This is a genomic window from Rhodococcus sp. USK13, from assembly GCF_018343855.1.
GTDB classification, from domain to species: Bacteria; Actinomycetota; Actinomycetes; order Mycobacteriales; family Mycobacteriaceae; genus Rhodococcus_F; species Rhodococcus_F oxybenzonivorans.
On sequence record NZ_CP069242.1, the window covers coordinates 4,808,552 to 4,823,433 of the forward strand.

The following is a 14,882-nucleotide window of genomic DNA, read 5'->3' on the forward strand; positions in this document are numbered from 1 at the left end:
CACGGACACCCGAGAGGTCAGCGGACGCGGGCGACGGAAACCAGTCGTTGATCGGCCGTGGTGAGCCTCCGCAGGGTGCCGAGACCCGTCACCACCACAGCGATGACGACGCCGGCCAGAATGACGTACATCAATGCGAGCTGGGCGAACACCGCTTCCATGGGGTCGACGCCCGCGAGAATCAGACCGGTCATCGCGCCGGGCAGGAACACGATGCCCAGAGCTGCCGTCTGCTCGACCTGGGACGAAATAGCCGTTCGCAGAGCCGACCGCAACTGCCGATCGAAGGCGCGGCGAGGTGTCATCCCGAGAGCGAGTCCGGCCTCGATCTCCGCGCGATGATCGGCCACCGACTCACTGACCCGCGCGGCGGCGATGACGGCGGACTTCATCGAGTTCCCGACGATCATGCCGGCGACGGGCACGAGCGTCCGCCCGTTCAGCTCGAAGATCCGAGCGCCGAAGATCACGGCCAGGCCCACCACGGCCACCGCCGCCATGGCGGCCAGCGCGATGACATACAACTCGGGGACCGCCGGTGCCCGACGCGTGATCGTGTACGCGGCGAAGAACACGATGCCGATGACCCACAGCCACGACCACCACAGCGGGGTCTGTGGCCGCACGAGTGGAACCAGCGCGACCCCGACGATCATCATCTGCGCGAGGGAACGCACCACGGAGACAACGATCGGCGTCGTCAGAGAAAGCCGTTGCTGCGCTGAGAGTCCGACAGCCACAGCGACGAAGATCAGCGATGCGAGAAGACCGGCCCATCCGATGATCGTCGAGCTCACGTTTCGGTCTCCCCCGCCATGGGACGGTCCGAATAGTCGCCTGGGGCACCGGAATAAACGATGTGACCCGACTCGAGGGCCACCAGGTGATCTGCCAGCCGGCGCATCTGCGCGAGATCATGGGTGACCCAGAGAATGGGCATCCCTTCCTTCGCCAGTCGCAGCACGAGCGACTCGAGCTGTGCCGAAGATTCCGTGTCGAGGGCCGCGGTCGGTTCGTCCGCGAGCAGAACCGACGGACGGGTCGCGAGCGCCCTGGCCAGGACCATGCGCTGCATCTCGCCTCCCGACAGGGTGTCGGCCACCTGCCCGAGCATTGCCGGTTCGAGCCCGACGTGGCGGAGTAACTCACCTCCGCGCGCCTCGTCGACACCGGGGTCGGCGGCACGGAGGTTGTCCAGCACCGTTCCGGGAAATGCGGTGGGCTGTTGGAACACCATGCCCACCGTCCGCCGGTGCGCCAGCACGTCCACGTCGGACAGCGACCGTCCGCGAAACCGAACGACGCCCGTGGTCGGGACCTCCAGCCGGTTGCAGCATCGCAGCAGCGTCGACTTCCCGGCTCCCGAACGCCCCACCAACACAGTGATTCCCGCTTCCGGAATGGTCACGTCGATGTCGCGCAGCACACGGGTCCCGCCCTGCTCGACGTCGACACCGACGAAGTCGAAGAGCGCCGGCTCGCTCACAGCAACTTCGACAGGAACGCCTTGGTGCGGTCGTGCTGCGGATTGGCCAGCAGTTCGCGTGGCTCTCCCGATTCGACCACCACGCCGGCGTCCATGAACACCAGTTGATCGGCCACCTCGCGGGCGAAACCCATCTCGTGAGTGACCACGACCATGGTCATGCCGCCTGCCGCAAGGTCTTTCATGACGGTGAGGACCTCACCGACGAGTTCCGGGTCGAGCGCCGAGGTGGGCTCGTCGAACAACATCAGCTTCGGGTCCATCGCGAGTGCCCGGGCGATGGCGACCCGCTGCTGCTGACCACCCGACAGTTGGGCAGGGTAGGCGTCGGCCTTCTCGCTCAGCCCGACCTGGGCCAGCAGTTCACGTCCACGCTCGACGGCCTTCTTCTTGCTGATCCGCTTGACCTGGGTGGGCGCCTCGATGATGTTCTCGAGCGCGGTCCGGTGCGGGAACAGATTGAAGTGCTGGAAGACCATGCCGATGTCGCGCCGCTGCTTCGCCGCCGCACGGGGATGCAGTTCGTACAGCTTGCCGTTCCGCTCCGAGTACCCCACGAGTTCACCGTCGACGTAGAGCCGCCCGGCATTGACCTGCTCGAGGTGGTTGATGCAGCGCAGGAATGTCGACTTGCCGGACCCCGAGGGGCCGACCAGGCACAGCACCTGCCCGCGGCCGATTTCGAGTGAGATGCCCTTGAGTACCTTCAGCGCACCGAAGTTCTTGCACACCTGGTCCGCCTTGACCATCGGCGTCATTTTCGTTCCCCTCCGGGTGTGTCGGGCAGCGTCTCGGGGCCGGGTTCGATCACCAGCGGCTTGCCCTGCGCGTCGGCGAGCGCCTGCAACTGCCGGGCGGTGAGCTTGCGCGTCGCGCCCTTCGAGTAGTACCGCTCGAGGTAGAACTGCCCGATCATCAGGAGACTCGTAATGGCGAGGTACCAGGTGGCCGCGACCATCAGCAACGGAATCGGCTGGAAGTTGGCACCCGAAATGTCTCTGGCACGGCCGTACAGTTCGAGGCTGTACGGGACCGCGGTGACCAGCGAGGTGGTTTTCAGCATGCTGATCAGTTCATTGCCGGTGGGCGGGATGATGACCCGCATCGCCTGTGGCAGCACTGTCCGCCGCATCGTCTGCGACCACGTCATGCCCAGCGCCACCGACGCCTCGGTCTGCCCCTCGGCGACCGAGTTGACGCCGGCCCGGACGATTTCGGCCATGTACGCGGCCTCGTTGAGACCTAGGCCGATCACCGCGAACAGGAACGCCGCGTTGATGCCCTGCAGGTCGATGTGCACGAACTGGTGCACGAAGGGGATGCCGAGGTCGAGTTGCTTGTAGATGGACGGGAACAGGCCCCAGAACACCAACTGGACGTATACCGGGGTGCCGCGGAAGATCCACAGATAACCCCAGGACGACGCCTTGAGCACCGGGTTCGGCGACAACCGCATGACAGCGAGCAGCACGCCGAGCACGATGGCAATCGCCATCGACAGAATCGTCAGCTGAATCGTGTTCCAGGCCGCTGCGGAAATTCGCGCGTCGAACAGGTAGCGGATGTAGATGTCCCAGCGATACGCCTCGTTGGTGCGGGCACCGTTGACGAACAGAGCGAGGAGTAACCCGACGACGATCGCAGCGATCCAGCGCCCGGGCCGTCGCAGCGGGATCGCTTTGATCGGCTCGGGATCCGAACCCGTCGCGGTCGAGACTTCGCCGGGCACCTTTTCCAGATCAGACACTCGTCAACCGCTCAGCTCGTGGCGCCGTTGATGTGCGAAGTCGTGATGACGCCGGCCTGGACGCCCCAGTTCTCCGCGATCTTCTGATAGGTGCCGTCGTCGATGAGGTGTTGCATGGCCTTCTGGAGAACGGGTCCGAGGGGCGATCCCTTGGCGACGGGCCAGCCGTAGGGCGCGGCGTCGAAGACCTCGCCTGCCGCCTCGATCTTTCCGTCGCTCTGTTTGATCGCGTAGGCCGTGACGGGCGAATCCGCGGACATGGCATCGACCTTGCCGAGGGCGACCGCGTTGGCGGCGTCGTCCTGACTGTCGAACTTCACGATGTCGATCGCCGGCTTACCGGCCGCCACACACGCGGCACTCTTGGCAGGTACTTCCTCGAGGTCCTCGATGGTGGTGGTTTGCACCCCGACCCGCAGACCGCACGCGTTGTTGGGATCGACATTCTTACCGGCAGGCTGCGCCCACTGCACACCGGCGCTGAAGTACGTGACGAAATCGACGGACTGCTCGCGTTCCTTGGTGTCCGTGAACGAGGACATGCCCATGTCGTAACTGCCTGCCTGGATCGACGGGATGATCTTGTCGAAGTCGGCTTCGGTGTACTCCGGCGTGACCCCGAGTACCTTGCCGACGGCGTCAACGAGATCCACGTCGAAGCCGACGATCTTGCCGCTGGGATCCTTGAACTCGTTGGGCGAGTACGGGATGTTCACGCCGACCACGATCTTGCCCGACGACGCGATCTTCTCCGGCAACTCGGCCGCGATGGCATCCACCTTCTCGACTTCCACCGTGGCGGCGGCGTCACCCGAAGGGGAACCGCCACCTTCGGTATTGCTGGCACAGCCGGCGAGGAGCAGCGCGCTGCTTCCCGCCAGTGCACAGATGGTTCGGGCCACGCGCCGACGCGTGAAGACGGATCGACCAGACACTGGCATGTCCTCCAGAAAAATCGTGATGCATCGAAAATCGTGTTGCACCGTACGAGCTACGGCGACGGAGAACTCGCGAACTCCGAATAGTCGAACGGTAGGTTACGGCACCCACATCTGCAGACGTCGTTACCGAACATTAACGGCCCGTGCCGTGCCGTGACCGCGCTTTCACCGACGCAGGGTACGGGCGAGGACGGTCTCGGTGAACTCGCTGGTCGACGCGAGTCCACCCAGGTCAGCAGTGGCCACTCCGGACGCGATCGTCGACCGGACGGCATCCCGGATCCGGGTCGCGGCACCGACCAGGTGCCGGTCGGCTCGGCGCTCGCCGAGCAGGTCGAGCATCATCGCGGCCGACAGCATCAGCGCCGTGGGATTGGCCCGGTTGTGTCCCGCGATGTCCGGGGCCGCACCATGTGCCGCTTGCGCCATGACCTGGGTGTCGGAGCTGTTGATCGACGGCGCGGTGCCGAGTGAGCCGGACAGCTCACCCGTGAGATCCGACAGGATGTCGCCGAACATGTTCTCCGCCACGACGACATCGAAGTCGCGTCCGCGGCGCACCAGGTGGGCGGTCATCGCGTCGACGTGCTGGTCATCGATCTGAACATCCGGGTAGTGGCGCTCGCCCACGTCCCGGCAGACGTCGCGGAACAGTCCCGTCGTCAACGACAGGACGTTGGCCTTGTGCACGATCGTCACGTGGCGCCGCCGGGTCCGGGCGAGCGCGAACGCCGTGTGTGCAATGCGTTCACAGGCCCGCCTGGTGACGACGCCGACCGCGAGGGCCACATCGGGCGTGGGCATGAACTCGCCACTGCCGGCGAACATATTTCGATCCGCATACAGGCCTTCGGTGTTCTCGCGAACGATCACCAGATCCATGTCCGGCACCATCGAGGCGACCCCCTCCAGCGAACGGGCCGGGCGGATGTTGGCGAACAGGTCGAATTCCTTGCGGATGACTCCTCCCGGGGTCAGCTGCCCGCGGAACGGTTCCGGATAGGCCGCGCTGTCGTGCGGACCGAGGATCCACGCGTCGAGCTCCGCCAGTGCCGCCAGGGTGGAGTCCGGCAGCGGCGTGCCGTGGGAGTCGATCGCATCGAGCCCGAGGGGCAACGTCACCCAGTCGACGTCGGCCCCACCGGCGGCGGTGACGGCCGCGGCCACCACGCGCTGCGTTGCCGGAACGATCTCGTGACCGATGCCGTCACCGAGGATCACGCCGATGCGTTTATCCGAGTTGTTTGCCGTAGGACCGCCCATGAGGCCATCATTGCCTACCATGGTCCAGTCGGTGGAACTGCTGTTCGACGAGGCGACCGACGACGCCGTGCGCGCCGAGTGGAAACTCCTCTGGGACGCCGGTCTGCCGAGCAGGACTCGCGTTCGCGCACTGTCGAATCGGCCGCACGTCACACTGTTCGTCGCGCGCCATATCCCGCCCGAGATCGACGAGCTCCTGGGGCGCCGTATCCCCACCCCGTCGTTCCATGTCCGTCTGGGTGGACTGGTCATGTTCGGCGGCAGGCACGTCACGTTGTCGCGTCTGGTGGTGCCGTCCAAGGCTCTGTTGTCGCTACACCGGTCGGTGTTCGATCTCGCCGAGCACGCCACCGAGGTGACGCCGCACATCCGTCCGGGTGAATGGACTCCCCACGTCACTCTGGCGCGGCGACTGCCCGCGGATCAGATCGCCGACGCCGTGCGACTACTCGACGGCGGCGACATCATCGGCCGCGCCTCGGTGGTACGGCGATGGGACGGAGATGCCAAACGCGAGTGGACCGTGACGGCCCCGCCGTGACCGGACTCGCCCTCAAAACCGGAAATCGCCGTGCTGGGTGACGTCGTTGTGCGTGTCGGGCGTGCGGTCGGCGAGCGCCAAGGCAGCCAGTGCCAGGAACACGAGCAGAACCACAACCAGAATTGTCATGCCCTAAGCCTTACGCCGGCAGCTTCCGAGAAATAGTGGCAGAAACGTCATAGTTCGACTTATTTCTGCCATACTGGTGCGGTGTTGAAAAAGGTCGTAGTACCGCTGATGCCGCTTACCGAAGCCTTCGAACTCGGCGTCGCCTGCGAGGTGTTCGGATTCGACAGATCCGACGACGGACTTCCCACCTACGACTTCTCACTCGTCGCCGGCGTCTCCCAACCGATCCGCACACGATTCGGCTACGGCATCGACGTCCCGTACGACCTCGACCGGCTCGACGACGCAGACCTCATCGTCGTCCCGGCGGGCGGAACCTACGCGGAAGCGGACGGGTCGTACGTCTGCGCGAAGGATCCCGACCCGTGCATGGACCCGTTGCTGGACAAACTTCGTGCCGCCGTCGAGCGCGGAGCGAAGGTCGCGAGTCTGTGTAACGGCGCTTTCGTTCTCGGCGCCGCGGGACTTCTCGACGGCCGCCGCTGCACCACCCACTGGCGGCACGCCCAGCGGCTCGCCGCACTGCATCCCGGCGCCACCGTCGATCCCAATGTCCTCTACGTCGACGACGACCCCGTGCTGACGAGCGCGGGCACCGCGGCCGGCATCGATCTGTGCCTGCACATCGTGCGCAAGGAACAGGGCAGCAGGGTGGCCAACGGTATCGCCCGCCGCATGGTGGTCCCGCCGCACCGCGACGGCGGCCAGGCCCAGTACGTCGCGATGCCGTTGCCGTCGACGTCGATCGACACCCTCGGGCCGGTGCTGGACTGGATGACCGAACACCTCGCCCTCGACCTCTCGGTGACGGCCGTCGCGGCGAAGGCCAATATGTCGCCGCGTACGTTCGCGCGGCGATTCCAGGCCGAGACCGGCACCACCCCGGCGCGGTGGCTCAGCGATCAGCGCGTGCTGGCCGCACAACAGCTCCTCGAGAATTCCGATCTGTCGGTTGACGTCATCGCCGAACGGGTCGGCTTCGGCGGAGGGGCTGTGCTGCGTCAGCACTTCCTCCGCCTACGGCACACCACCCCACAGGCGTACCGGCGCACCTTCCGGAACACCGAGCGCGTCGGCTGAGGCGGTTGCGGGGGAAGAATCGGCGACACTCCCGCGTTGTACTGGCACGACCGTTCCCGAACGAAAGGACCCTCGTGGCCACCAAGACCCTGACTCAACAGAATTTCGACGAGACCGTGACCGGCAACGATGTGGTCCTCGTCGACTTCTGGGCGTCCTGGTGCGGCCCGTGCCGCAGCTTCGCGCCCACCTTCGAGAAGTCCTCGGAGCAACACCCGGACGTGGTGCACGCGAAGGTCGACACCGAGGCCGAACAGGGAATCGCGGCGGCAGCGAACATCCGCTCGATCCCGACCATCATGGCGTTCCGGGAAGGCGTTCTCGTCTTCAACCAGCCGGGAGCTCTCCCCCCGGCGGCGCTCGAAGATCTGGTGACGCAGGTCAAGGCCCTCGACATGGACGAGGTACGCAAGCAGATCGCCGAGCAGACGCCGGCCGAATAACGCGAAGGACGTCGTCGCCCCGAATCCCTCTGAGGCTCAGCACCGAATCTCTGTGAGGCTCAGCACCGAATCTCTGTGAGGCTCAGCTCCGAATCTCTGTGAGGCTCAGCTCAGTGGGCGGCGGCGTCCCAGCTGCGTCCGGTGCCGACCGACACGTCGAGCGGCACCGAGAGCTCGATGGCCGAAGACATGTTGTCGCGGACCAGCTGCTCGACCTGCTCCCGCTCCGTCTCGACCACCTCGAGTACCAGTTCGTCGTGGACTTGCAACAGCATCCGCGACTTCAGTCCCGCCTCGCGCAGTGAACGCTGCACATTGATCATCGCGACCTTGATGATGTCGGCTGCGGTGCCCTGAATCGGGGCGTTGAGCGCCGCCCGCTCCGCCACCTCACGCCGTTGACGGTTGTCGCTGGTGAGGTCGGGAAGGTAGCGGCGACGGCCGTACAGCGTCGACGTGAACCCGTCCTTGCGTGCCTGCTCGACTACCGCGTGCAGGTAGTCGCGGACCCCGCCGAATCGTGCGAAATATGCCTCCATCTGCGACTTCGCCTCTTCGGTCGAAATCTTGAGCTGAGCGGCGAGGCCGAAAGCGCTCAGCCCGTATGCCAAGCCGTACGACATCGCCTTGACGCGTCTGCGCAGCTCGGGGGTGACCTCCTCGATGGGCACGCCGAAGGCCCGTGCCCCGACGAAGCTGTGTAGGTCCTCCCCCGTGTTGAAAGCCTCGATCAGTCCCTCGTCGCCGGAGACGTGGGCCATGATGCGCATTTCGATCTGGCTGTAGTCGGCCGTGAGCAGCGTGTCGAACCCCTCACCGACCACGAACCCGTCCCGGATCTGTCGGCCGGCGTCGTTGCGTACGGGGATGTTCTGCAGGTTCGGCTCGGTGGACGACAATCGGCCGGTGGCCGCCACCGTCTGGTTGAAGGTGGTGTGGATGCGCCCGTCCTCGGCCACCGTTTTGAGCAGCCCGTCGACCGTGACCTTCAGCCGGGTGGCGTCGCGGTGAGCCAGCAGATGTTCGAGGAAGGGATGCGACGTCTTCTCGAAAAGGCTCTGCAGCGCCTCGGCGTCGGTGGTGTATCCCGTCTTGGTCTTTTTCGTTTTCGGCATCTCCAGTTCGTCGAACAGCACAACCTGCAGCTGCTTCGGCGATCCGAGATTGATCTGCTTGCCGATGACGCCGTAGGCCGCCTCCGCCGCCTGCGACACCTCGGCCGCGAAGCGGCTCTGCAGGTCGTTGAGGTGCTCGCAATCGACGGCGATGCCCGCGGCTTCGATATTTGCCAGTACTTCGAGCAGCGGCAGTTCCATCTCGGACAGCAGGGCGGTCGATTCGATGTCTGCGAGTTCGGTGTCGAGTGCCGCCGCCAGATCGAGTACGGCCCTGGCACTGAGAATTTCCGCTTCCGCGGCCTCGGCATCTACCTGGTCGGCGTCGTCGAGCAGTGAGAGCTGCTCCTGCCCGGTCTCTTCCACGCGCAGTTCCCGGCGCAGGTACCGCAGAGACAGGTCGTCCAGGTTGAAGGTGCGTTGACCCGGGCGGACCAGGTAGGCCGCCAGGGCGGTGTCGCTGGTGAGCCCGCCGAGTACCCAGCCGCGTCCGCGCAGAGCATGCATTGCCCATTTCGCTTCGTGCAGAGCTTTCGGCTGCTCCGCGTCGGCGAGCCAGGAGCCGAGTGCCTTTTCGTCCTCCGGCGTAGCACCGACCGTGGTGATGTAGGCACCTTCCCCGTCTGCTGCGGCGATCGCGATGGCTGTCACGTCACCGCCGTACGGGGTGCGGGTGCCGACGACGGACACACCGGAGCGCGCACCGCTCGACGCGTGGGCCGCCAGCCAGTCTGCGACGGCACCCGGTTCGAGCGCACCGCCGCGGACCTCGAAGCCCTCCTCTGCTTCTGCTTCCACCGGCGCCAGCGTGGCGAACAGCCGATCCCGCAGGACCTTGAACTCGAGGTCGTCGAACAGCGCGTGAATCTTCTCGCGGTCCCATTGGGCCAGAATCAGCTGGTCCGGGGTGTACGGCAGGGGCACGTCCCGCACCATCTCGGTGAGTTCCCGGTTGAGCAGGACGTTGGGAAGGTTGGCGCGCAGCGCGTCACCGACCTTGCCGCGCACCTGATCGACGTTGTCGACGAGGCCCACCAGATCCCCGTACTCGCGGATCCACTTGGTGGCGGTCTTCTCGCCTACTCCGGGGATACCCGGCAGATTGTCACTCGGGTCGCCGCGGAGGGCAGCGAAGTCGGGGTACTGCGCCGGAGTGAGCCCGTACTTCTCCTCCACCGCGGCCGGGGTGAACCGGGTCAGATCCGACACACCCTTCTTCGGGTACAGCACCGTGACCCCGTCGCTGACCAACTGGAGCGAATCACGGTCACCGGTCACCACGAGGACGCGGTAACCGAGCGCCTCGGCCTGGGTGGTGAGCGTGGCGATGATGTCGTCTGCCTCGAACCCCTCCTCGGCCATCACCGGGATACCGAGAGCACCCAGGACGTCTTTGGTGATCTCGACCTGCCCCTTGAACTCGTCGGGAGCCTTGCTGCGGTTCGCTTTGTAGTCGGGGAACTTCTCGGCCCGGAACGTCTGCCGCGACACATCGAAGGCGGCGCCGACATGCGTGGGCTGTTCGTCCCGCAGCAGATTGATCAGCATCGACGTGAACCCGTAGACGGCGTTGGTGACCTGCCCGCTGTGAGTCTTGAAGTTCTCGGCGGGCAGGGCGTAGAACGCACGGAAGGCCAGCGAATGGCCGTCGAGCAGCATCAGGGTAGGGCGAGTCTCGTCCGGCGCGGCCGTGACGGACGCGAGGGACGTGGTGGACCGGGGTGTGGTTGCGGGGCTCACGGTTGCCCAGTCTAGGGAGCGGATCCGACACCGATCAGCCGGACGGTTCGAAACTCAACCGAAACGCGCCGGAAATCGTAGAACCCGATTTCGCGCGACTCGACCCGTTAGAGTCCGGAAATCGCAGCCCGGGCTGAAAGACGGGCCCGACGCTGCACGACCTGACCGAACTACACGTCCTCGGAGGACCTGCGTGGCCCCAACCGTGAGGAAGCGACTCCCAGCAGTGAGTGCGCGACCGATGTCCGTGAGGGAACGCACGAGACGGGGGCCGGTCACCCGGCAACTGCGCCGTGCGTTCGTCCTCCTCCTGCTCGGGTTCGTCGCGGCGATCGCGTTCGGCGGTTCCGCGGCAGCACAGCAACCCACCCCGACACCGGCGCCGCCGCCTGCCACCGGCCAACCTGCGCCCCCGGAGAATGCCGTTCCGGTCAGCGGCAATCTCAACAACGCCGGAGAGCGGCTCGCGGGTGTGACGGTGCGGGCGCTGGACGCCGACGGAACAGAGGTCGCCTCGACGGAGTCCGCGGAAACCGGGCGTTGGGAACTCCGGGTCGCGCCGGGCAAGTACACCTTCGAGATCGTCGCCGAGTCGCTCCCCGAGGGCGTCAGCGTGCAGGGAACCGTGGATCGTCAGGTGGTGGCCGGCCGCGCGAACACGGTCATCTTCTCCTTCGGTGAGGCCCGGACAGGTTCGGCGGTTCCGTTCTACGAGAAGCTGATCCGCCAGCTCATCGACGGCCTGAGGTTCGGCCTCGTGATCGCCATCGCCGGGGTCGGGCTGAGCCTGATCTACGGCACCACCGGCCTGACCAACTTCGCGCACGGTGAACTCGTCACGCTCGGCGCCGTCGCCGCCTGGGTCATCAACGTGTCGTTCGGGGTGCAGCTGATCCCGGCCACGATCCTGGCGATCATCGTCGGTATCCTGATCGGCGTCGCCAACGACGCCGGGATCTGGCGACCCCTTCGGAAGCGCAAGACCGGACTGATCCCCCAGCTCGTGGTGTCGATCGGCCTCGCGATCGCCCTGCGGTACCTGATCCTCATCTTCTTTTCCGACCGCGCCGAACCTTTCGTCGACTACCAAGCCCAGGTGGAGAGGCATTGGGGTCCGATCGCCATCACCGACGCCAACCTCGTGTCCATCGGAATCAGCCTCGTCGTCCTGGTCGGCGTTGCCCTCCTGCTGCAGAAGACCCGCATCGGCAAGGCCATGCGTGCCGTCGCCGACAACCGCGACCTCGCTGCATCGTCCGGCATCGACGTCGAACGAGTCATCCGGTTCGTCTGGGGGCTCGGCGGCGGACTCGCCGCGCTCGGTGGCGTCCTGTTCGGCATCTCGGAACTCGGTGGCCGCGTGCAGTGGGAGATGGGTTTCAAACTCCTGTTGCTCATGTTCGCAGGTATCACCCTCGGCGGACTCGGCACCGCCTACGGCGCACTGCTCGGCTGCGTGATCGTCGGCATGCTGGTACAGCTGTCGACCCTGGTGATCAACCCCGACCTCAAGTACATCGGAGGACTGCTCATCTTGGTCGTCATCCTCGTCGTCCGGCCTCAGGGCATTCTCGGCAGCCGCCAAAGGATCGGGTGATCGTATGGACATTCCCGGAGCACTCCAGGTCTCACTCGCCCAGCTGATAGGCCCCTCGGCAATCTTCTACGCGTTGCTGGCAATCGGTCTCAACCTCCACTTCGGCTACGCCGGTCTACTCAACTTCGGCCAGATCGGTTTCGCACTTCTCGGCGGATACGGCGTGGGCATCATGACCGTCACCTACGAGCAACCGCTCTGGCTCGGCATCCTGGTCGGTCTCGCCGCCGCCGGCCTCCTCGCTCTCGTTCTCGGTATTCCGACACTGCGGTTGCGGGCCGACTATCTCGCCATCGTCACCATCGCGGCGTCCGAGATCCTGCGGCTGATCTTCCGTTCCACCGCATCCGATTCCATCACCGGCTCGACCAACGGGCTGTTCGGCTTCGCCGACCCGTTCACCTCGCTGAGCCCTTTCGACTCCGGTAAGCAGTACAACTTCCTCGGCGTGAAGTTCTACGGCGACGACCTGTGGTCCATGGTGGTCGGGTGGACCCTCGTGCTGGTCCTCTGCGGGTTCGTGTACCTCCTCACCCACAGCCCGTGGGGTCGCGTACTCAAGGCGGTTCGCGAGGACGAGGACGCCGCACGTTCGCTCGGCAAGAACGTCTTCGTCTACAAGATGCAGGCGCTCGTTCTCGGCGGCATGATCGGCGGGCTCGGCGGCGTGTTCAACGCGTTGCAGACCAAGTCGATCAACCCCGACTTCTATTCCACCGCCCAGACCTTCTTCGCATTCGGCGCCCTCATTCTCGGCGGCGCGGCCACCGTATTCGGACCCGTGATCGGCGCGATGCTGTTCTGGTTCCTGCTCGCCATCCCCGACGCGCTCTTGCGGCAGGCCATCTCCGGCCCCGACCCCCTGTTGCCGCTGACGGAACAGCAGGTCGGCGCGATGCGGTTCGTCCTGCTGGGAATCATGATCGCGGTCCTGATGGTGTTCCGTCCTCAGGGCATACTGGGCAACAAGCGGGAGGTGCAGCTCAATGCCTGACCACAGACTGCCCGACGATCAGCAGACCGTCACCACCCTCACGACCGAGGAGCGGCAGGCGATCTTCGCCGACGTGCCCCAGGTCCCCGGCGCGCCCAAGCCCGACCCGATACTGGTGGTGGACAACGTGTCCCGTACCTTCGGCGGACTCAAGGCCGTCGACGTGGCGCACCTCGAGATCCAGCGTGGGTGCATCACCGGGCTGATCGGCCCCAACGGTGCGGGCAAGACCACCCTGTTCAACCTCCTCACCGGTTTCGATCGGCCCGACAGTGGCACCTGGTCGATGGACGGCCAGTCCCTCGGCCGGATGTATCCGCATCAGGTGGCGCGCAGAGGGGTCGTACGCACCTTCCAGCTCACGAAGGCGCTGTCGAAGCTGACTGTGCTGGACAACGTCCGTCTCGGCGCCACCGGCCAGCGCGGTGAACGCATGCTCACCAGCCTGTTGCCGTGGATGTGGAAGGCGCAGGAGAAGGACGTCACGGAACGGGCCAATGAACTGCTCGCACGATTCAAGCTCGACACCAAGGCCGACGACCTCGCCGGCTCGCTGTCCGGTGGCCAGCGCAAGTTGCTGGAAATGGCGCGCGCGCTGATGACCGAGCCGACCGTGGTGATGCTCGACGAACCCATGGCGGGCGTGAATCCGGCCCTCACTCAGAGCTTGCTCGGACACATCAAATCGCTGCGCGACGAAGGCATGACCGTCGTCTTCGTCGAACACGACATGGATGTGATCCGCGACATCAGCGACTGGGTGGTGGTCATGGCACAGGGCAGCGTCATCGCCGAATCCGCACCCGCTCACCTTTCGTCGAACAACGCCGTCGTCGACGCCTATCTGGGTAGCCACCACGATCAGGCCCTGGAGTTCGACGAGGAAGGAAACCCCGTCGGCGAGACTGCGGCGCTCGCCGAGGCGCTCGAGACTGCGGAGGCACAGACCCTCGAGACCGGCGGCGACCTCTCCGAACCCGACATCACCGAGCTGAGGCGTGAGAACCCATGACCGAATTGACCCCAGCGGAATTCGCGGCCACGCCCGAGGAGCACGCACGGCTCGCCGAGGGCGCTCTCGTCCGGGCCGACGGTGTGGTCGCGGGATACATTCCCGGCGTCAACATTCTGCGCGAATGTAACTTCTTCCTTCGCGAAGGCGAAATCGTCGGCATCATCGGCCCCAACGGCGCCGGTAAGTCGACACTGCTGAAGTCCTTGTTCGGACTCATTCCGGTCCGGCAGGGCTCGGTGACGCTGCGTGGCGAGGACATCACGGCCAAGCCCGCGCACGTGCTCGTCCAGAAGGGTGTGGGCTACGTTCCGCAGACGCAGAACGTCTTTCCTTCGCTCACCATCGAGGAAAACCTCGAAATGGGAATGTATCTGCGCCCGAAGGCATTCGACGAGCGATTCGCCTTCGTGGGCGATCTTTTCCCGCTGCTGATCGAACGCAGGAAAGTGAAGGCCGGCGCCCTCTCCGGCGGTGAACGGCAGATGGTGGCAATGGGCCGGGCGCTGATGATGGACCCGTCCGTACTGCTCCTCGACGAACCGTCCGCCGGACTCTCCCCGATGTTCCAGGACGAGGTGTTCATTCGCTGCAAGAAGATCAACGCCGCGGGCGTCTCGGTGATCATGGTGGAGCAGAACGCCCGTCGATGCCTCCAGATCTGCGACCGTGGCTACGTTCTGGACCAGGGCCGCAACGCCTACACCGACTCGGGACCCAACCTCATGCACGACCCCAAGGTGATCGAACTGTACCTGGGCACACTGGCGGGCAGTCGAGAGAAGAAATAGTCC

General features: G+C 65.5%; 14 protein-coding genes. 7 read left to right on the top strand and 7 right to left on the bottom strand.

The genetic code is table 11. The features are described 5' to 3' along the window. Nucleotides 1-17 precede the first annotated feature (17 nt). The 6 genes from JQT59_RS24540 to JQT59_RS24565 all read right to left on the bottom strand — a co-directional run bounded on the left by JQT59_RS24540 (nucleotide 18) and on the right by JQT59_RS24565 (nucleotide 5,437). The gene (locus JQT59_RS24540; RefSeq protein ID WP_213572344.1) at nucleotides 18-797 is read right to left on the bottom strand and encodes an ABC transporter permease; all 780 of its coding nucleotides are present in this window, start codon (nucleotides 795-797) and stop codon (nucleotides 18-20) included. Next, a complete protein-coding gene (locus JQT59_RS24545) occupies nucleotides 794-1,486 on the bottom strand; it encodes an ABC transporter ATP-binding protein (protein WP_213572345.1) in 693 nt (230 codons plus the stop codon). The genes JQT59_RS24540 and JQT59_RS24545 overlap by 4 nt, the downstream gene beginning before the upstream one ends. Continuing rightward, on the bottom strand, nucleotides 1,483-2,244 hold the full coding sequence (locus JQT59_RS24550; protein WP_283254013.1) for an amino acid ABC transporter ATP-binding protein: 762 nt from the start codon (nucleotides 2,242-2,244) through the stop codon (nucleotides 1,483-1,485). The genes JQT59_RS24545 and JQT59_RS24550 overlap by 4 nt, the downstream gene beginning before the upstream one ends. Continuing rightward, a complete protein-coding gene (locus tag JQT59_RS24555; protein WP_213578053.1) occupies nucleotides 2,241-3,224 on the bottom strand; it encodes an amino acid ABC transporter permease in 984 nt (327 codons plus the stop codon). The genes JQT59_RS24550 and JQT59_RS24555 overlap by 4 nt, the downstream gene beginning before the upstream one ends. 20 nt (nucleotides 3,225-3,244) lie before the next feature. Beyond that, on the bottom strand, nucleotides 3,245-4,174 hold the full coding sequence (locus JQT59_RS24560) for an ABC transporter substrate-binding protein (RefSeq protein WP_213572346.1): 930 nt from the start codon (nucleotides 4,172-4,174) through the stop codon (nucleotides 3,245-3,247). 165 nt (nucleotides 4,175-4,339) lie between these two features. Further along, on the bottom strand, nucleotides 4,340-5,437 hold the full coding sequence (locus JQT59_RS24565) for an isocitrate/isopropylmalate dehydrogenase family protein (RefSeq protein WP_213572347.1): 1,098 nt from the start codon (nucleotides 5,435-5,437) through the stop codon (nucleotides 4,340-4,342). 19 nt (nucleotides 5,438-5,456) lie between these two features. Here JQT59_RS24565 and JQT59_RS24570 point away from each other — a divergent pair, with 19 nt between their 5' ends. The 3 genes from JQT59_RS24570 (at nucleotide 5,457) to trxA (ending at nucleotide 7,630) form a co-directional block, all read left to right on the top strand. Continuing rightward, nucleotides 5,457-5,978 carry a 2'-5' RNA ligase family protein gene (locus JQT59_RS24570; RefSeq protein ID WP_109329405.1) on the top strand — a complete coding sequence of 174 codons (522 nt, stop codon included), beginning with the start codon at nucleotides 5,457-5,459 and terminating at the stop codon, nucleotides 5,976-5,978. A gap of 210 nt (nucleotides 5,979-6,188) precedes the next feature. Then, entirely contained in the window at nucleotides 6,189-7,187 is a 999-nt protein-coding gene (locus tag JQT59_RS24575; protein WP_213572348.1) for a helix-turn-helix domain-containing protein, read from the top strand. A gap of 74 nt (nucleotides 7,188-7,261) precedes the next feature. Continuing rightward, the gene (gene trxA / locus JQT59_RS24580) at nucleotides 7,262-7,630 is read left to right on the top strand and encodes a thioredoxin (protein ID WP_109329403.1); all 369 of its coding nucleotides are present in this window, start codon (nucleotides 7,262-7,264) and stop codon (nucleotides 7,628-7,630) included. Between the two features lie 110 nt (nucleotides 7,631-7,740). Here trxA and polA read toward each other — a convergent pair whose 3' ends face one another. Continuing rightward, nucleotides 7,741-10,485, bottom strand: a complete 2,745-nt coding sequence (gene polA, locus JQT59_RS24585; RefSeq protein WP_201453565.1) for a DNA polymerase I — start codon at nucleotides 10,483-10,485, stop codon at nucleotides 7,741-7,743. A 226-nt stretch (nucleotides 10,486-10,711) separates the two neighbouring features. Between polA and JQT59_RS24590 the strand changes: the two genes are divergently transcribed. Genes JQT59_RS24590 through JQT59_RS24605 form a run of 4 tightly spaced genes read left to right on the top strand, consistent with a single transcriptional unit; the run spans nucleotide 10,712 to nucleotide 14,879 of the window. Then, complete coding sequence (locus JQT59_RS24590; protein ID WP_249353816.1) at nucleotides 10,712-12,082, top strand: branched-chain amino acid ABC transporter permease; 1,371 nt, start codon at nucleotides 10,712-10,714, stop codon at nucleotides 12,080-12,082. A 4-nt stretch (nucleotides 12,083-12,086) separates the two neighbouring features. Next, on the top strand, nucleotides 12,087-13,076 hold the full coding sequence (locus JQT59_RS24595; RefSeq protein ID WP_159921853.1) for a branched-chain amino acid ABC transporter permease: 990 nt from the start codon (nucleotides 12,087-12,089) through the stop codon (nucleotides 13,074-13,076). Next, nucleotides 13,069-14,088 carry an ABC transporter ATP-binding protein gene (locus JQT59_RS24600; protein ID WP_213572350.1) on the top strand — a complete coding sequence of 340 codons (1,020 nt, stop codon included), beginning with the start codon at nucleotides 13,069-13,071 and terminating at the stop codon, nucleotides 14,086-14,088. Before JQT59_RS24595 ends, JQT59_RS24600 begins: the two co-directional genes overlap by 8 nt. Continuing rightward, a complete protein-coding gene (locus JQT59_RS24605; protein WP_213572351.1) occupies nucleotides 14,085-14,879 on the top strand; it encodes an ABC transporter ATP-binding protein in 795 nt (264 codons plus the stop codon). Before JQT59_RS24600 ends, JQT59_RS24605 begins: the two co-directional genes overlap by 4 nt. The last annotated feature ends 3 nt before the right edge of the window (nucleotides 14,880-14,882 follow it).

Excerpts from the sequence above, each read along its gene's own strand:
- JQT59_RS24600 (WP_213572350.1), top strand. The coding sequence starts at position 13,069 with ATGCCTGACCACAGACTGCCCGACGATCAGCAGACCGTCACCACCCTC.
- JQT59_RS24565 (WP_213572347.1), bottom strand. The coding sequence starts at position 5,437 with ATGGGCGGTCCTACGGCAAACAACTCGGATAAACGCATCGGCGTGATC.
- JQT59_RS24595 (WP_159921853.1), top strand. The coding sequence starts at position 12,087 with ATGGACATTCCCGGAGCACTCCAGGTCTCACTCGCCCAGCTGATAGGC.
- JQT59_RS24560 (WP_213572346.1), bottom strand. The coding sequence starts at position 4,174 with ATGCCAGTGTCTGGTCGATCCGTCTTCACGCGTCGGCGCGTGGCCCGA.
- JQT59_RS24550 (WP_283254013.1), bottom strand. The coding sequence starts at position 2,244 with ATGACGCCGATGGTCAAGGCGGACCAGGTGTGCAAGAACTTCGGTGCG.
- JQT59_RS24570 (WP_109329405.1), top strand. The coding sequence starts at position 5,457 with ATGGTCCAGTCGGTGGAACTGCTGTTCGACGAGGCGACCGACGACGCC.
- JQT59_RS24605 (WP_213572351.1), top strand. The coding sequence starts at position 14,085 with ATGACCGAATTGACCCCAGCGGAATTCGCGGCCACGCCCGAGGAGCAC.